The sequence below is a fragment of the Aeromonas sp. R5-1 genome, assembly GCF_040908265.1.
Taxonomy (GTDB): Bacteria; Pseudomonadota; Gammaproteobacteria; order Enterobacterales; family Aeromonadaceae; genus Aeromonas; species Aeromonas caviae.
The window spans coordinates 44816-61217 of the sequence record NZ_JBFODJ010000056.1 but is presented as its reverse complement, the minus strand read 5'-3'; the positions used below and the strand labels follow the sequence as shown (position 1 = coordinate 61217).

Below are 16402 nucleotides of genomic sequence, written 5' to 3'. Positions count from 1 at the left end.
TCTGCATCTGTGCACTCCGTTCCGTTATCAGGAAGAAAGGGTACGGATCAGGTTGGAATAGTCTTCCTTGATGTCGTGACTCTCTTCCTTCAGCTGCTCGATCTTGCGGCAGGCATGAAGAACCGTGGTGTGGTCACGGCCACCAAAGGCATCCCCTATCTCAGGCAAACTGTGGTTGGTCAACTCCTTGGCCAGCGCCATCGCCAGCTGGCGCGGGCGGGCAACGGAGCGGGAGCGACGCTTGGAGAGCAGATCCGCCAGCTTGATCTTGTAATACTCCGCCACCGTCTTCTGGATGTTGTCGATGGTGACCAGCTTCTCCTGCAAGGCCAGGAGATCGCGCAGCGCCTCGCGCACGAAGTCGATGTTGATGGCGCGGCCGGTGAAGTTGGCGTTGGCGATCACCCGGTTGAGGGCACCTTCCAGTTCACGGACGTTGGAGCGAAGCCGTTTGGCGATGAAAAAGGCCACTTCGTCCGGCAGATGGATCTGGTTCTCGTCCGCCTTGCGCATCAGGATGGCAACCCGGGTCTCCAGCTCGGGCGGCTCGATCGCCACCGTGAGTCCCCAGCCGAAGCGGGACTTGAGACGATCTTCCACCCCGTTGATCTCTTTCGGATAGCGGTCCGAGGTCAGAATGATCTGCTGGTTGCCTTCAAGCAGGGCATTGAAGGTGTGGAAGAACTCCTCCTGGGAGCGCTCCTTGTTGGCGAAGAACTGGATGTCATCGATGAGCAGGGCATCGACGCTACGGTAATAACGCTTGAACTCTTCAATGGCGTTATTCTGCAGCGCCTTCACCATGTCCTGCACGAACCGTTCGGAGTGCATGTAGATGACTTTGGCGTCTTTCTTGCGATCCTTGATGGCATTGCCAACGGCGTGCAGCAGGTGGGTCTTGCCCAGGCCGGTTCCGCCATAGAGGAACAGCGGGTTGTAGGCACCACCCGGATTGTCGGCCACCTGACGGGCGGCCGCACGGGCCAGCTGGTTGGACTTACCCTCGACGAAATTCTCGAAGGTATAGTTCACGTTGGTGTTGCTCTTGTGGTTTGGCTCGGGCTTGTTTTCGGCCTTGTTTTCCCAGCTCTTGGGAGAGTTATTCACAGGATCGACACCACGGGCCGGCGCCCTGGCGACCGCGACGGGATGAGGGCGATTGCCGATATCAAAACGCAGGGTGGGAGCGTCGGCTCCGCACAGCTCGTTGATGATGCCGTTGACCCGGAGCAGGTACTTGTCGCGTACCCAGTCCAGAACAAAGCGGTTCGGTGCATACAGGGTCAGAGTATTGTCACTCAACTCCGCTTGAAGCGGCCGGATCCACATGCTGAATTCTGCCGAGGGCAACTCATCTTGCAGCCGGTTAAGGCACTGCTGCCATAGCGAAGCAGTCACTCTAGACTCCCGTCAATTGATTAAGTAAAGACCGGCTATTCTACGTTTTTAGTGGCCGGATCTCCAGTTGCTGCCGCACGGATCCAGCAAATAAGATCCTTGACTTTCAAGGATCCAACGCCCCAGGATCCCATTTCATCCCCAAAGTTACCCACAGCCGGATATCGGCAATGTGGACAGAATGGCGCGCTGCAACCATAGTTATTTTATATAACCAAATATCATTTATTTTTTATATTTTATTCCAATAACATCAGCGCCAACCCGTGATTACAACTAAAAATACAGCACTACAGAGAGAGGAATCCCCATGAAATCCACCATCAAACTGATTTCCGGCGCCGCCATTCTGCTGGCCAGCCTGTCCGGCCAGGCCATCGCCCAGGAAACCATCAAGGTCGGCATGTCCGGCAAATATTTCCCGTTCACCTTCGTCAAGCAGGACAAGCTGCAGGGCTTCGAGGTGGACATGTGGAACCAGATCGGTGAGCGCACCGGCTACAAGGTCGAGTTCGTGACCGCCAGCTTCTCCGGCCTGTTCGGCATGCTGGAAACCGGCCGCGTTGACACCATCTCCAACCAGATCACCATCACCGACGAGCGCAAGGCCAAGTACGCCTTCTCCCAGCCCTATGTCTATGACGGTGCCCAGATCGTGGTCCGCAAGGGCAACAACACCATCCACGGCATCAAGGATCTGGAAGGCAAGAAGGTCGCCGTCAACCTGGGCTCCAACTTCGAAGAGCTGCTGCGCAAGAACGACCCCAACAAGAAGATCGACATCCGCACCTATGACTCCGCCTTCGAGCAGGATGTCGCCCTGGGCCGCATCGACGCCTTCGTGATGGACCGCGTCTCCACCGCCCAGCTGATCAAGGAATCCAAGCTGCCGCTGCAACAGGCAGGTGCACCGTTCGAAACCATCGAGAATGCCCTGCCCTTCCTGAAGACCCCGGAGAAGCAGGCCGTGCTGAAGAAGGTTGACGATGCCCTCACCGCCATGCGCAAAGACGGCACCCTGACCAAAATCTCCGAAAAATGGTTCGCAGCGGACATCACCAGCAAATAAATGATGGAATTTGACCTCGAGTACACGCTAGGGCTGTTTCCCATCCTGCTCAAATACCTGGGCACCACGATGGAAATGGCCCTGTGGGGATTCGTATTGGCACTCGTACTGTCGCTGATCCTGGCGATAGTACGGGTGTTTCGCGTTCCCGCACTTCACTGGCTGGCGATGCTGTATATCTCGTTCTTCCGGGGTACACCGCTGCTCGTCCAGCTGTTCCTGCTCTATTACGGGCTGCCGCAGCTCTTCCCCATCTTCGTGGGGATGGATGCCTTTACCGCCGCCATCATCGGCCTGACCCTGCACTTTGCCGCCTACATGGCCGAGTCGATCCGGGCAGCCATTCTCGGCATCCACAAGAGCCAGATGGAAGCCGCCCTCAGCATCGGCATGAGTCGGCTGCAGGCGATGCAGCGGATCATCCTGCCCCAGGCGGCCCGCATCGCGACACCATCGCTGATGAACTACTTCATCGACATGATCAAGAGCACCTCCCTGGCGTTTACCCTGGGTGTGGCGGAGATCATGGGCAAGGCCCAGATGGAAGCAGCCTCCTCCTTCAAGTTCTTCGAGAGCTTCATGGCGGTGGCGCTGATCTACTGGGTGGTGGTCATCTTCTTCACCCGCTTGCAGCATCTGCTGGAAGTGCGGCTGAACCGTGCTTATTAAAGGAGGCCTGTCATGATCAACCTAACGGGTCTCTCCAAGGCCTATGACGGAAATCAGGTGCTCAACGGCATCGATCTTGAGGTAAAGAAGGGGGAGATTGTCGTCATCATCGGCCCCTCCGGTACCGGCAAGTCGACTCTGCTGCGCTGCCTCAACCTGCTGGAAACCCCGGATGCAGGGCGGCTCGTCATCGATGACCTCGCCGTGGATCTGGCCAAGGCCAGCGACCAGCAGGCCATCGAACTGCGCAAACGCGCCTCTTTCGTGTTCCAGAACTACGCCCTGTTCGCCAACAAGACGGCGCTGGACAACATCGCCGAGGGGCTGATCACCGTCTGGAAACAGCCGAAGGCGGAGGCTCGTGCCACTGCCCTGGGCATCCTCAAGGACATCGGCCTCGCCGAGAAACAGGATGCCTACCCGGCCTCCCTCTCCGGCGGCCAGCAACAGCGCGTCGGCATCGGCCGGGCCATGGCGGCTCACTCCAAGGTGATCCTGTTTGACGAGCCCACCTCCGCCCTCGATCCCGAGTGGGTCGACGAGGTACTGGGCCTGATGAAGCAGCTCGCCCGCCAGCACCAGACCATGGTGGTGGTGACCCACGAGATCGAGTTTGCCCGTGATGTCGCCGATCGGGTGATCTTCATGGAAGGAGGCCGGATCGTGGAGCAGGGCCCGCCGGATCAGATATTGGTCGATCCGCAGGATCCCCGTACCCGGGAGTTCCTGCGCAAAGTACTTAAATAGCTCTCTCTTTGGCGGCCTGGCCGCCTTTTTTCTTGAGGGATCCTTGTTTAACCCCGGGTTGCCAGTATAATTCGGGGCCCTTGATCCTCCGGATCCTGCCAGATTACCCCGCTCGGTCGACGAACGGGGCGAGATGGAAAGGAACGGCGGATTGACGAGAAGCTGAACTCTGTTTAGAATTCGGCCTCTTTTGCTAGTCGTCACACGCTATAGCTGGCGCGTCGGCTAAGTGTGACAATCAAAACTGTACAGAAATACGGAATCGAATCATGAAACGTACTTTTCAACCGTCCAACCTGAAGCGCAAGCGCTCTCACGGTTTCCGCGCTCGCATGGCTACTGCCAACGGCCGCAAAGTTCTGGCCGCTCGTCGTGCCAAGGGTCGTGCCCGCCTGGTAGTCTAATGCCTACCCAGCACACCTTCTCTCGGGAGTTACGTCTGTTAACTCCCGAACACTTCAAACGCGTTTTCGCCGAGCCTGTCCGGGCCGCTTCTCCGCAAATTACGCTTCTTGCTTGCCCCAACTCCCTCGAACACCCCCGTCTTGGCCTCGCCGTGCCCAAAAAGGCGCTCAAGCGTGCCGTCTGGCGCAACCGTGTAAAACGAGTGGTTCGGGAAAGTTTTCGCCTCAATCAAGCCAATCTGCCCGCTATCGACATCGTCGTGATCGCCAAGGGTGGCGTGAAGGAGATGGACAACGAAGCGCTGTTCAAGTTACTGGAAAAGCTATGGCGCACTCTGTCACGCCGTTGCAATGGGTAGCAATCAAACTGATACGCCTGTATCAGCTAATCATTAGTCCCCTGCTCGGGCCGCGCTGCCGTTTCACCCCGACTTGTTCCCAATTTGCGATAGAAGCAATCCGACTTCACGGTTTCATAAAAGGCGTTTGGTTAGCCAGCAAACGTCTATTAAAATGCCATCCCTTATCCGAGGGTGGTTATGACCCGGTTCCGCAACCAAAGCGAAGAAACTGAAGACTATGGAATCACAACGCAATTTACTCCTGATCGGTTTGCTGTTCGTGAGCTTCTTGCTCTGGCAACAGTGGGAGTCCGACAAGGCTCCGAAGCCGGCCCCGACTACCGTGGCCCAAACCGAACATTTCGTACCTGAAGCCGGTCAGACCGGTGATATTCCTCAGGTTTCCGAGCAAGCAAATGGTAACGCCGCGCGCAAGCTGATCACCGTCTCCTCCGACGTGCTCAAATTGACCCTGGACACCCAGGGCGGTGACATCGTCTCTGCCGAGCTGCTGGCCCACAAGCTGGAAGAAGGCAAGGAACAGCCGTTCACCCTGCTGACCAGCCAGCCTGCCCACCTCTATGTGGCCCAGAGCGGTCTGGTCGGTCGCAATGGTCCGGACAGCCAGGCCCAGGGTCGTCCCACCTATGAAGCCGCCCAGACCAGCTATCAGCTGGCCGATGGTCAGGATCAAGTCGTCGTTCCGATGACCTGGACCGACAGCAAAGGTGTGGTCTTCACCAAGGAGTTCGTGCTCAAGCGCGGTGATTACGCCGTGGGCGTCGACTACAAGATCGACAACAAGTCTGCCGAGCCGGTCCAGGTACAGTTCTACGGTCAGCTGAAGCAGACCATGACCACGCCGAAGGATCAGGAAGGTCATGCCATGGTGGCCAGTGCCTACCGTGGTGGTGCCTTCTCCAGCGAAGATTCCCGCTACAAGAAGTACACCTTCGACGAGATGAAGGATGCCGACCTGAACAAGACCACCCAGGGTGGTTGGGTTGCCATGCTGCAGCACTACTTCGTCTCTGCCTGGGCCCCGAATGCCAACGACACCAACAGCTTCTACAGCCGCGTGATCCCGGGCAAGGACCAGGCCATCATCGGCTACAAGGCGCCGCTGGTTGACGTCGCTGCCGGCCAGCAGGCCGAAGTGAGCGGCAAGCTGTGGATCGGTCCCAAGCTGCAGGATCAGATGGCCAAGGTGGCAAACCACCTGGATCTGACCGTCGACTACGGCTGGCTCTGGTTCATCGCCCAACCGCTGCACTGGCTGCTGACCGTGTTCCACGGTTTCGTCCAGAACTGGGGTCTGGCCATCATCATGCTGACCCTGCTGGTGCGCGGCATCATGTTCCCGCTGACCAAGGCCCAGTACACCTCCATGGCCAAGATGCGCATGCTCCAGCCCAAGCTGGCTGCGCTCAAGGAACGCTTCGGTGACGATCGCCAGAAGATGTCCCAGGGCATGATGGAGCTGTACAAGAAGGAGAAGGTCAACCCGCTGGGCGGCTGCCTGCCCATCCTGGTACAGATGCCCATCTTCATCGCCCTCTACTGGGCACTGATGGAGTCTGTCGAGCTGCGCCACGCGCCGTTCGCCCTGTGGATCACCGACCTGTCGGTGAAGGACCCCTTCTTCGTGCTGCCAATCCTCATGGGTGCCTCCATGTGGTATCTGCAGAAGATGAGCCCGACCACCATCACGGACCCGATGCAGCAGAAGGTGATGCAGTTCATGCCGATCATCTTCACCTTCATGTTCCTCTGGTTCCCGGCAGGTCTGACTCTGTACTGGCTGGTGAGCAACGTCATCTCCATCATCCAGCAGACCATCATCTATCGTCAGCTGGAGAAGAAAGGCCTGCACTCACGCAACTGATGCGCAGCCCATCTTTCCTGATGACAAAAGAGGCGGCCTTCGGGCCGCCTTTTTTATTACAATGTCCCCCACCCTCTTACTCATTCAGCCAACCAGCGAGTCAAGCAAGATGACAACAGATACCATCGTGGCCCAGGCCACCGCCCCCGGCCGTGGCGGCGTCGGCATAGTCCGCGTCTCCGGCCCTGCCGCCGAGCGGGTCGCCGAGATAGTGCTCGGCAAGCTCCCCAGGGTGCGTTATGCCGAATATCTGCCGTTCAGGGACGAGCAGGGCCAGGCGCTGGATCAGGGCATCGCCCTGCTGTTCAAGGCCCCCAACAGCTTCACCGGCGAAGACGTGCTGGAGCTGCAGGGCCATGGTGGCCCCGTCATTCTCGACATGCTGATCCGCCGCATCCTGCAGATCGACGGCATCCGCCCCGCCCGCCCGGGCGAGTTCAGCGAGCGCGCCTTCCTCAACGACAAGCTGGATCTGGCCCAGGCCGAGGCCATCGCCGATCTCATCGAAGCCTCCAGCGAGCAGGCCGCCCGCAGCGCCATGCACTCCCTCCAGGGGCAGTTCTCCGGCAAGGTTCAACAGCTGGTGGAGAGTCTCACCCGGCTGCGCATCTATGTGGAAGCGGCCATCGACTTCCCGGATGAAGAGATCGACTTTCTCTCCGACGGCAAGGTGGCGGGTGACCTCTACGCCATCATGTCCGAGCTGGACGACGTGCGCGGCGAGGCCAAGCAGGGTGCCCTGCTGCGAGAGGGGATGAAGGTGGTGATCGCCGGTCGCCCCAACGCCGGCAAATCGAGCCTGCTCAACGCCCTCGCAGGCCGCGAGTCCGCCATCGTCACCGAGATCGCCGGTACCACCCGCGACGTGCTGCGCGAGCACATCCATCTGGATGGCATGCCACTGCACATCATCGACACCGCGGGCCTGCGCGATACCCAGGACAAGGTGGAACAGATCGGCATCGAGCGCGCCTGGGCCGAGATCGAACAGGCCGACCGGGTGCTGTTCATGGTGGACGGCACCACCACGGATGCCGTCGATCCCCACGACATCTGGCCGGAATTCGTTGATCGGTTGCCAAAAAACATCGGCCTCACCGTGGTGCGCAACAAGGCGGACCTGACCGGCGAGGATCTGGCACCGAGCCAGGAGCAGGGCCACGCCGTCTATCGCATCTCCGCCAAGACCGAGCTGGGGCTGCCCGCCCTGCGCGAGCACCTCAAGGCCTGCATGGGCTTCCAGGGCAATACCGAGGGGGGCTTCATGGCCCGCCGCCGCCACCTGGATGCGCTGGAGCGCGCCGCCGAACGGCTGCTGGTAGCCAGGGAGCAGCTTGAGGTCTATGTGGCTGGCGAACTGGTGGCCGAGGAGCTGCGCCTGGCCCAGGAGTCCCTGTCCGAGATCACGGGCGAGTTCAGCTCCGACGATCTGCTGGGCCGCATCTTCTCCAGCTTCTGCATCGGCAAGTAATGTGGTGAAAAATCAGCAATAAAAAGCAGCCAGTGAGAACATAACCAATTGTAAATATTGAACTTTGTTTTTTACTGGCTATTCTTGCCTGATCTTGTTTCGTGAGAATTTACCCCGAGAGTACCCCGAAGTAACCTCTCGGGGTACTTTCGGGGGACAATTATGAAGATCAGCATCGAATTCCGCGAACCTGACGCCGAAGGCAAGCGCGCTCTGCGCTTAACCTATTACGCCGGCTCCTACCTTGAACCAACCACGGGCATCCGCAAGCACAAACGCAGCAGAGAGCCCCTGGATCTCTTCTTGTACGACAAGCCGCGTACTCCAGCACAGCGGCTCCACAACAAAGAAACCCAGCGAGCAGCCGAAGCCATCCGCGCCAAGCGACTCTTCGAGTACGAGACTGGTAAACACCATCTGGATTTCTCGAACGCCTACAAGGCCAGCTTCTTCGAGTACTTCCAAGAGGTTACAGACCAAAAAGCGGCAGGCAGCAAGAGCAACCATTCCATCTGGATATCAGCCCTCAAGCATTTACGCCAGTACCATAAGCTGCCGGAGCTGACTTTTGAGGAAGTAGATCAGCTGTTCCTGGAGGGATTTCGGCATTACCTGATGCACAAGGCCCGCACCAAAAGCGGCACACCACTGAGCCGCAACACCCAGAGTGCCTATTTCAACAAGTTAAGGGCGGCCCTGAACCAGGCGGAGCAGGAACGGCTGCTACCGGATAATCCAGTACGACGTGTCAAAGCTATCCAGGGGGAGAAGAACAAACGGGTTTACCTGACCGAAGACGAGGTACGAGCCTTGGCCCAGGCCGAGTGCCGGTACGACGTTCTTAAGCGCGCTTTTCTGTTCTCTTGTTGCACTGGCTTGCGCTGGTCCGACATTCACAAGCTGACCTGGGCCGAGCTGGAGCCCTTCTATGGCCATTACCGTATCGTCTTCACCCAGAAAAAGACCAGCGGCCTGCAATACCTGGATTTGAATGACATGGCGATGCAGCTGATGGGGCGCCCAGGCAAGGCAACAGAGCGGATCTTCAAGGGCCTCAAGTACTCGGCTTGGCACAACATGGAGCTCACCCGGTGGGCGTTGCAGGCGGGTATAACCAAGAAGGTCACCTTCCACAGCGCGCGTCATACCTTCGCCGTCATCCAGCTTAATCGCGGCGTCGATATCTATGCCCTCTCCCGATTGCTGGGGCACAGTGAGCTGAGAACTACCGAAATCTACGCCGACATTCTTGAATCGCGGCGCCGAGATGCCATGCTCGATTTCCCCAATGTCTTGGGGTGATAGAAGCACCCTCGACGAGATCATAGCTAGGAAGAGCCAACAAATAGGCCAGCGCAACCATGCGCTGGCCTAGATTATCTTAGATAATATAGATCGGATTTCAGGATCGCCCTGCAGCCCAAGCGGTAACTGGGTTTCACTGAATTGGCTTGTGACCGTTATCGTGAACTTTGTGACCACTTTCGTGATAGTTTGTGACCGTTATCGTGATAGTGCAGGCCGGCCGATGGTAAACCGCCCCTTGGCATGTTCACTGATTGACCAACCCAGTTCAGCCAGTTCATACAGAGCCTTGCGAACTCGCGATTGCCGCTTTCGGTTGGTGGCCGCGCTGGACTTATCAGGAAAAGCGTAAGAGACCAGTTTATCTAAACCTACTGGCTTGCTGCGGCCACAATCAATCCAGGCACAAAGCCGCTGATGCAATATCCGGGCAGTGCTACTACGCAGTTGCCGTACCTCAGCCAGATCGATATAGGTATATCGGCCATTACCCAATATGGCATTGGTCAGCAATGGGTTAAGCGCCACAAAGAGCCTATCGGTCAGGGGATCGCTGGCATAGTTCGCCAGCAGACGAAAACCACTACGCAAGCCTGCTACCTGTGCTATTACCGACACCTTCCACAACCGCTCGACAGTGCGACGCACCGTATTGGTGTCACGAGGGTTTGCGTAACCAATCTCCTTGGCCAGTTTGCGCAAGCTGCTTTTGACTACCAAGACATCCTGCTGGTTGGCAATCCCACGCAGCTGAAGTAGGTCTCGTAATATCTCTCCGGTTTCACCACTCGCAATAGGCCCAATCTTGCCACTTTCTGATTCAAGCCCAGCTAGGGCAACCAACCCTTGAAGTACGCGCAAATCGTCAGCCCCCAAGGGTTCTGGCCCAGAAAACTCAATCTGATTACCGTTATCCAAACGGTAAATCACCTCCAGCTTGTCACGGCGGCGTTGGCCATTCGAGATCGCCCTAAACAACCCGGGAGCAAGGCAGTGCATATGGTCGTGCCGGGCATGAGTCAATTCAAAGCAAGGCACGTTTGCCCCCAGCCCAGCGTATTTCGTCAAAACCAGCGGGGTACAGCACACCTCCTTCCTTCCGCTCCAGCCAGCGCTCCGGTAGTGGCGGCCCATAATTGCTTTTGCTTACCCCAAACCGCACGTAAAGCTGGCTCTTCTCTACCGATACGCCCAGCTTCTGCGCCTCTTTCTTGGTCATAGTGGCGAGATAGGCCTGCCAGCGAACGTTGTCCACCAGTACCGACGAACCACGGCTTGCCTGCTGCAGATCGCCAGCTTCTTGGAATGCCGCAGATTTACTGGTGTGGTGTACAAACAGCACAGCGCATCCCAGCTCCATGGCCAGCCGTTCCAACTGACCCAGTACCTGCGTCATGGCACAGGCTGCGTTCTCGTCAGCATCGTGGAAGCGCCTCAAAGTATCGATGACAATCAACCTCACCCCTTCAGCCCATATAGCAATCGCTTCCCACCAGCGGCTATCCAGCACATTCGGACTGGCACCCTGGAGCGATATCAAACGAAGGTCTCGTTCAACGTTGGCACGCAGTTCAGCATCAAGGCCTCCGCCCAAGGCAAACAAGCGCTGGTGCAGTACAGGCCAGGGGTCCTCGGCAGGCAGGTAGAGCACAGCTCCCCTGCCCAGCTTGCCAAGTTCAATCCAATCCGGCCCACCGGCGATCTGCATTGCCAGTTGCAATGCCAACATCGACTTGCCCACTCCTCCCGGTGACACCAAAGCACCAACGCAGCCCACCGGCAGCCCTGGAAGGACAAAATCGAGGGGTTTCGGAGGTTCAACAAAAGCCGACCGGAGATCCTGAGGCCAGTGAGATGCTATGAGATCTCGCTCCATAACAGCCTCACAACCGCCCATGGCCAGCTTGCCGCACACGCTTGATTACATGCTCAGTGAGTTCGGCGTCCGGTGAAATGCGGTGGGAGAGCAGCCAGTCCAGCAGCTCAACGCGCTTGAAGTAGATCTTTTTGCCTTGTGGCTTGTAATGCGGCAGACGCTTTTCACTGGTCAGCCGGTACACATAGCTGACAGAAACCCCCAGCAACTCAGCGCACTCCTCGGCAGAAAGCACCTCTTTTTGCGCCTGTCCTTGCTGGATTACCAGCAGCTTAAGCTCATAAATCTCTTTAAGGATTGCCCCATTAGGATCGCTGTAAACTGACGAATTTTGTTCGCGCATGCAGATTGTCTCCTGGTTACAAACATCAGCATGCAAGAGCGTACCGGGGACCTAACAAAATCCAGAGCGCTGTAAGTGCCCGTTTTGGGCTCTTACAGCGCTTTCGGGAAAAATTTCACATGTGAAATTCATAAAGTATGGCAAGACAGCACGATGCAGTAGAAGGATTACTGTCATTTTTTGGTTGACAAAGACCGATATGAGCAGTCATCATACACAAACATCTTGTGCGTAGACGCTCTACTGTATGAGATGGGAGAAAATGCAGAGACAGGTGGCCGCCTGTCTCTGCGTTCAAACACCACAAGCAACCCGAAGTTAGTCACTATGGAGGATTTGAATGATGCAAGCATATCAAACAAACGAAGTACTACAAGATGGATGGATCGTAAGAGGCTTCTGTCTTGTTCAGAGCAATGCGTTAGCAAAGGCTATGACACAACCCAATGATGCAGGTCCCCAACCTCGTTTAGAAGTCAAACGCGGGAAATGGGCATTCCCTACCCCCGACAGCGTGAAATCAGCAAAAGATGCAGTTTTCTGCGATGCAGACCGCATCATTGCTCTTTACAACAAACATCATGGCGGCTCTCAGCAAAAAATTACGAGCCCAGTTAAGGCATGGTTTACAAAAGAAGCTTATCGCGCGGGTTGGGAAGATGTCGTGTTCCTGACGAATATCCAAGCTTGTCGGTGTGCAGGCTTCATGCTTCGCGCTCCGGCCCAGTCATGGGGAAAAGTGTAATGTCATCAATACCTAACCTTCTCTCACTAGGGGATATTGCCGATATACGAACTGGGTATACCTTTCGAGAAAGAGTCGATGAGGTCTCATCTAATAGTCAAGCCGATGCTCATGTGGTTCAAATCAAAGATGTTCGCAACATATGGGAGAGAACAAACACCCCACTCATTCAAGCTCAGCGACTTCCTTTGATCCGCTGGGAGGGTAGTAACAAAGCTTTTGCCTCCCCAGGTTCAGTTCTGCTTCCAGCTAGAGGAGCTAAAGGGGGATACTTTCGAGCCTCTTATCTGTCATCTGACCAACAGAGTCAATTGCCTGTTGTGGTCAGTAGCCAGCTTCTAATTATTACTCCGAAACAAGGTGTTCTACCTGAGTTCTTGTGCTGGGCGCTTAACCGCCCGGCAATGCAGTATTGGTTGTCTGAAGGGGCAAGTCAGGGAACCAACATTGTGATGCTCAATACAAAGGTGGCCAAAGAACTAAAACTGGAGATTCCAACCCTAGCCACGCAAGAAAAAATTCTGCACCTGAACAAATTGTGGGAACAGGAGCAACAGCTGACACAAGCCTTGTTAAAGAATCGAGAAACCATGCTGCAAGGCATGTTTCAGAATTTGCTTAAGGAGAAAAAACAATGACAACTCAGATCAATCAGGACGTTATCAACAACACCGTTTGGGGTGCTTGCGATGTCTTCCGCGGCACCATCAGCGCCGACACCTACAAAGACTTCATCCTCACCATGCTGTTCCTGAAGTACATCTCCGATGTCTGGCAGGACCATTACGACAGCTACAAGAAAGAGTACGGCGACGCACCAGAGCTTATCGAAGAGATGATGAAGAGCGAGCGCTTTGTGCTGCCCAAACAATCCAGCTTCTACACACTCTATGAACGACGTCACGAGCCAGGAAACGGCGAGCGGATCGATCAGGCTCTGCATGCACTGGAAGAAGCCAACGGTACCAAGCTCAAAGATGGCAACAAGAGCGTGTTCCAGGACATCAGCTTCAACAGCGATCGCCTCGGCGAAGAGAAGCAGAAAAACACCATACTGCGCTATCTGCTGGAGGAATTTGCCAAACCGGAGCTCAACCTGAAACCAAGCCGGGTCGGCAACCTTGACGTGATTGGCAACGCCTACGAGTACCTGATCGGCAAGTTTGCCGCCAACAGCGGCCAGAAGGCTGGCGAGTACTACACCCCGCCCGAGGTCTCCGACCTGATGGCCGAACTGCTCGATCCGCAGCTCGACGATACCATCTGTGATCCCGCCTGTGGTTCCGGGTCGCTCTTGATGAAGTGCGGCCGCAAGGTGGTGCAAAACCACGGCAAGAAGCGTTACGCCCTCTACGGGCAGGAAGCCATCGGCTCCACCTGGTCGCTGGCCAAGATGAACATGTTCCTGCATGGGGAAGACAACCACAAAATCGAGTGGGGCGACACCATCCGCAACCCCAAGCTGCTGGATAAAAACGGCGATCTGATGCGCTTCGATATCGTGACAGCCAACCCGCCGTTCTCACTGGACAAGTGGGGGCATGATGAGGCCGAGCACGATAAGTTCGGCCGCTTCAAGCGCGGCATCCCGCCCAAGACCAAGGGGGATTACGCCTTTATCCTCCATATGATCGAGACCCTGAAACCCAAAAGCGGTCGCATGGGTGTCGTAGTCCCTCATGGCGTGCTGTTCCGCGGCTCCAGCGAAGGCAAGATCCGCCAAAATCTGATTGACGAGAACCTGCTCGATGCGGTGATCGGCCTGCCGGAGAAGCTGTTCTTTGGCACCGGCATCCCCGCCGCCATCCTGATCTTCAAAAAAGAGAAGGTGGACGACAATGTGCTGTTTATCGACGCCAGCCGCGAGTTCAAGGCCGGCAAGAACCAGAACATGCTGAGCCCGGAGAATATCGCCAAGATAGTCAAAACCTACCGCAACGGCGGCAATGTCGAGAAATACGCCTATCTTGCCTCGCTCAAAGAGATCAAGGAGAACGACTACAACCTCAATATCCCCCGCTATGTGGATACCTTCGAGGAAGAGGAAGAGATCGATCTGCTGGCGGTGCGTGCCGAGCGTGAACAGCTAAAAACTCAGCTGCTCGAGTTGGAAACCGAGATGGCCAACTATCTGGAGGAGTTGGGTTATGGTGCCTAATGGTTGGAACCGCACAACTCTGGGAGAGATTGCCGAATTTAAAAATGGGCTTAACTTCACTAAATCAGACAAGGGTGAGGCGATTAAGATCGTTGGTGTTGGCGACTTCAAAGACTTCGCCGAGCTCAGGTCAACTGATCTACTGGAAACGATTTATGTAAACAATAGGGTTCGAGACGAAGAGCTTTTGGAAGATGGAGACTTGCTATTTGTAAGGTCGAATGGCAATAAAGACTTAATTGGCCGCTGCTTATTTTTTCCTGCCGTCGCCACTAGACTTTCATATTCAGGCTTCACAATACGAGGTCGAGTTAACAAAAAGTTTGCTTTACCTGAATATATTTCCTTAGTCGCGCGTTCATCTCTGATGAAGCAACAAATATCAAAAAATGGTGGCGGGACAAATATTTCCAACTTAAGTCAGCAGATTTTAAGCGACGTTGTATTTTTGCTGCCTCCACTCCACGAACAAAAGAAAATAGCCAAAATCCTTTCCACTTGGGACAAGGCTATCACTACCACCGAGCAACTGCTGGCCAATAGCCAGCAGCAGAAAAAAGCCCTGATGCAACAACTGCTGACCGGCAAAAAACGCCTATTGGATAAGAATGGGGTGAGGTTTAGTGGGGAGTGGAAAGCTCAACGTATTGGTTCTCTTTTAAAAGAGGTTAAGCGGCCAGTTCAATGGGACGATGATCGTCAATATCACCTTTTAAGTGTCAAGCGCCGCTCGGAGGGAGTTGTGCTTCGTGAAATTTTAAAGGGTTCAGAGATTTTGACAAAAAAAATGAACACTGCACTTGCCGGTGACTTTTTAATCTCAAAGATGCAGGTTGTTCACGGAGCCACAGGGTTAGTAACAGAAGAGTTTAATAAGTGTCACATATCAGACTCATACATTGCTCTAAGGCCAAAAGATGATGAAAAAATAGATATTGCTTTTTTCTCTTGGTTCAGCAAACAAAAAATAATGTATCACAAGGCATTCCTTTGTAGCTATGGTGTTCATATTGAAAAGATGACCTTCAATTTCAATATGTTTGTAAAGGAAAAGGTTGTTATTCCAGCCACGCTTGAGGAACAACAAAAAATCGCCGCAGTCCTGTCCACCACCGATCAAGAAATCAGTGCCCTGCAACAAAAGCTCGACGCCCTAAAGCAAGAGAAAAAAGCGCTGATGCAACAGCTGCTGACCGGCAAACGGCGGGTCAAGGTGGAGGAGGCCGCATGAAAAAAGTGACCATTCACCCCATGACAGAGGCCGATGTGGAGTGGTTGGAGCAGCGGCTGATGGACCATGGCAACGACGACTCGATGCTGAGTCTGTCGGCGCTCGACGGCTTTCTGACTGCGGTACTCTCCGGCCCCGAGCTGGTGCCACCCAGCCAGTGGTGGCCGGTACTCTGGGGTGGCACGCCCCCTGAGTGGTCTTCCGAGCATGAGATGAAACAGGCGCTGGATTTGATCCTCGACCATATGAATATTCTGGCCCACACCCTCTGTTATCAGCCTCAGCACTTTATCCCGGTGCTAATGGCCAACTATGTCGAAGGGCAGGAGATCTGCAACGCCGAAGATTGGTGCTTTGGCTATCTGCGTGGCATGGCGCTGGGGAACTGGCCAGCCTTGCCAGAGGCACTGGGCCGCTCCCTTGAGGTGATCCGCCTGCATGGCAGCGATGATCTGCTGCCACAGCTTGCCAGCCTCTCGCTACCGGAACATCAACAGAGCGTGGCCGAAGTGGGCCCTGCCGCCCTGCGGCTGCACGCCCATTTTCTCGCCCAACGGGGGCCAAGCACAGCACCGATATCTGCGCCAACACTCACGCCAGTAACCCCGCCGGTTAGAGCGACCCCCAAGATCGGGCGCAATGACCCCTGCCCCTGTGGCAGCGGCAAGAAGTTCAAACAGTGCTGTTTGCACTGAGTTGAGATGGCAAGACCCCGAACAGACGCCATCGGTAGCACACAGTTGAAGGAGCGTTCAAAGGC

18 protein-coding genes are annotated in these 16402 nt (G+C 55.6%); 14 read left to right on the top strand and 4 right to left on the bottom strand.

What is annotated here, in order from left to right:
• Positions 1-27: 27 nt before the first annotated feature.
• Positions 28-1398 (bottom strand): chromosomal replication initiator protein DnaA, encoded by a 1371-nt coding sequence (gene dnaA, locus AB5Y64_RS08730; protein WP_039040645.1) that lies wholly within the window; start codon positions 1396-1398, stop codon positions 28-30.
• A 310-nt stretch (positions 1399-1708) separates the two neighbouring features.
• On the opposite strand from dnaA, the gene AB5Y64_RS08725 reads away from it, so the two are divergent.
• The 9 genes from AB5Y64_RS08725 to AB5Y64_RS08685 all read left to right on the top strand — a co-directional run bounded on the left by AB5Y64_RS08725 (position 1709) and on the right by AB5Y64_RS08685 (position 9286).
• A complete protein-coding gene (locus tag AB5Y64_RS08725) occupies positions 1709-2467 on the top strand; it encodes an amino acid ABC transporter substrate-binding protein (protein WP_039040644.1) in 759 nt (252 codons plus the stop codon).
• Complete coding sequence (locus AB5Y64_RS08720) at positions 2468-3136, top strand: amino acid ABC transporter permease (protein WP_010672283.1); 669 nt, start codon at positions 2468-2470, stop codon at positions 3134-3136.
• Positions 3137-3148: 12 nt separating this feature from the next.
• A complete protein-coding gene (locus tag AB5Y64_RS08715) occupies positions 3149-3883 on the top strand; it encodes an amino acid ABC transporter ATP-binding protein (RefSeq protein ID WP_010672282.1) in 735 nt (244 codons plus the stop codon).
• A 269-nt stretch (positions 3884-4152) separates the two neighbouring features.
• On the top strand, positions 4153-4287 hold the full coding sequence (rpmH, locus tag AB5Y64_RS08710; protein WP_005307156.1) for a 50S ribosomal protein L34: 135 nt from the start codon (positions 4153-4155) through the stop codon (positions 4285-4287).
• On the top strand, positions 4287-4646 hold the full coding sequence (gene rnpA, locus AB5Y64_RS08705; protein WP_010672281.1) for a ribonuclease P protein component: 360 nt from the start codon (positions 4287-4289) through the stop codon (positions 4644-4646). Before rpmH ends, rnpA begins: the two co-directional genes overlap by 1 nt.
• Complete coding sequence (gene yidD / locus AB5Y64_RS08700) at positions 4613-4861, top strand: membrane protein insertion efficiency factor YidD (RefSeq protein WP_010672280.1); 249 nt, start codon at positions 4613-4615, stop codon at positions 4859-4861. Before rnpA ends, yidD begins: the two co-directional genes overlap by 34 nt.
• Before the next feature lie 5 nt (positions 4862-4866).
• Entirely contained in the window at positions 4867-6513 is a 1647-nt protein-coding gene (yidC, locus tag AB5Y64_RS08695; RefSeq protein ID WP_010672279.1) for a membrane protein insertase YidC, read from the top strand.
• Between the two features lie 109 nt (positions 6514-6622).
• Positions 6623-7984, top strand: a complete 1362-nt coding sequence (mnmE, locus tag AB5Y64_RS08690; protein WP_010672278.1) for a tRNA uridine-5-carboxymethylaminomethyl(34) synthesis GTPase MnmE — start codon at positions 6623-6625, stop codon at positions 7982-7984.
• A 162-nt stretch (positions 7985-8146) separates the two neighbouring features.
• Complete coding sequence (locus AB5Y64_RS08685; protein WP_039040643.1) at positions 8147-9286, top strand: site-specific integrase; 1140 nt, start codon at positions 8147-8149, stop codon at positions 9284-9286.
• A gap of 201 nt (positions 9287-9487) precedes the next feature.
• Here the strand turns inward: AB5Y64_RS08685 and repC are convergent, their stop codons facing one another.
• From repC to AB5Y64_RS08670, 3 genes are read right to left on the bottom strand one after another with little or no spacing between them, the layout of a single operon-like run.
• On the bottom strand, positions 9488-10288 hold the full coding sequence (gene repC / locus AB5Y64_RS08680; RefSeq protein WP_234704036.1) for a replication protein C, IncQ-type: 801 nt from the start codon (positions 10286-10288) through the stop codon (positions 9488-9490).
• Between the two features lie 25 nt (positions 10289-10313).
• The gene (locus AB5Y64_RS08675; RefSeq protein ID WP_080770056.1) at positions 10314-11165 is read right to left on the bottom strand and encodes a helicase RepA family protein; all 852 of its coding nucleotides are present in this window, start codon (positions 11163-11165) and stop codon (positions 10314-10316) included.
• A gap of 7 nt (positions 11166-11172) precedes the next feature.
• Positions 11173-11508, bottom strand: coding sequence for a helix-turn-helix domain-containing protein (locus AB5Y64_RS08670; RefSeq protein WP_039040640.1), 336 nt, complete (start codon positions 11506-11508; stop codon positions 11173-11175).
• A 340-nt stretch (positions 11509-11848) separates the two neighbouring features.
• On the opposite strand from AB5Y64_RS08670, the gene AB5Y64_RS08665 reads away from it, so the two are divergent.
• From AB5Y64_RS08665 to AB5Y64_RS08645, 5 genes are read left to right on the top strand one after another with little or no spacing between them, the layout of a single operon-like run.
• Positions 11849-12253: a hypothetical protein gene (locus AB5Y64_RS08665; protein WP_152610198.1), complete on the top strand. Its 405-nt coding sequence runs from the start codon at positions 11849-11851 to the stop codon at positions 12251-12253.
• On the top strand, positions 12253-12891 hold the full coding sequence (locus AB5Y64_RS08660; RefSeq protein WP_039040639.1) for a restriction endonuclease subunit S: 639 nt from the start codon (positions 12253-12255) through the stop codon (positions 12889-12891). The genes AB5Y64_RS08665 and AB5Y64_RS08660 overlap by 1 nt, the downstream gene beginning before the upstream one ends.
• Complete coding sequence (locus AB5Y64_RS08655) at positions 12888-14411, top strand: type I restriction-modification system subunit M (protein ID WP_039040638.1); 1524 nt, start codon at positions 12888-12890, stop codon at positions 14409-14411. Before AB5Y64_RS08660 ends, AB5Y64_RS08655 begins: the two co-directional genes overlap by 4 nt.
• Positions 14401-15642 carry a restriction endonuclease subunit S gene (locus tag AB5Y64_RS08650; protein ID WP_052258867.1) on the top strand — a complete coding sequence of 414 codons (1242 nt, stop codon included), beginning with the start codon at positions 14401-14403 and terminating at the stop codon, positions 15640-15642. Before AB5Y64_RS08655 ends, AB5Y64_RS08650 begins: the two co-directional genes overlap by 11 nt.
• On the top strand, positions 15639-16337 hold the full coding sequence (locus tag AB5Y64_RS08645; RefSeq protein WP_039040637.1) for a UPF0149 family protein: 699 nt from the start codon (positions 15639-15641) through the stop codon (positions 16335-16337). The genes AB5Y64_RS08650 and AB5Y64_RS08645 overlap by 4 nt, the downstream gene beginning before the upstream one ends.
• Positions 16338-16402: the final 65 nt, after the last annotated feature.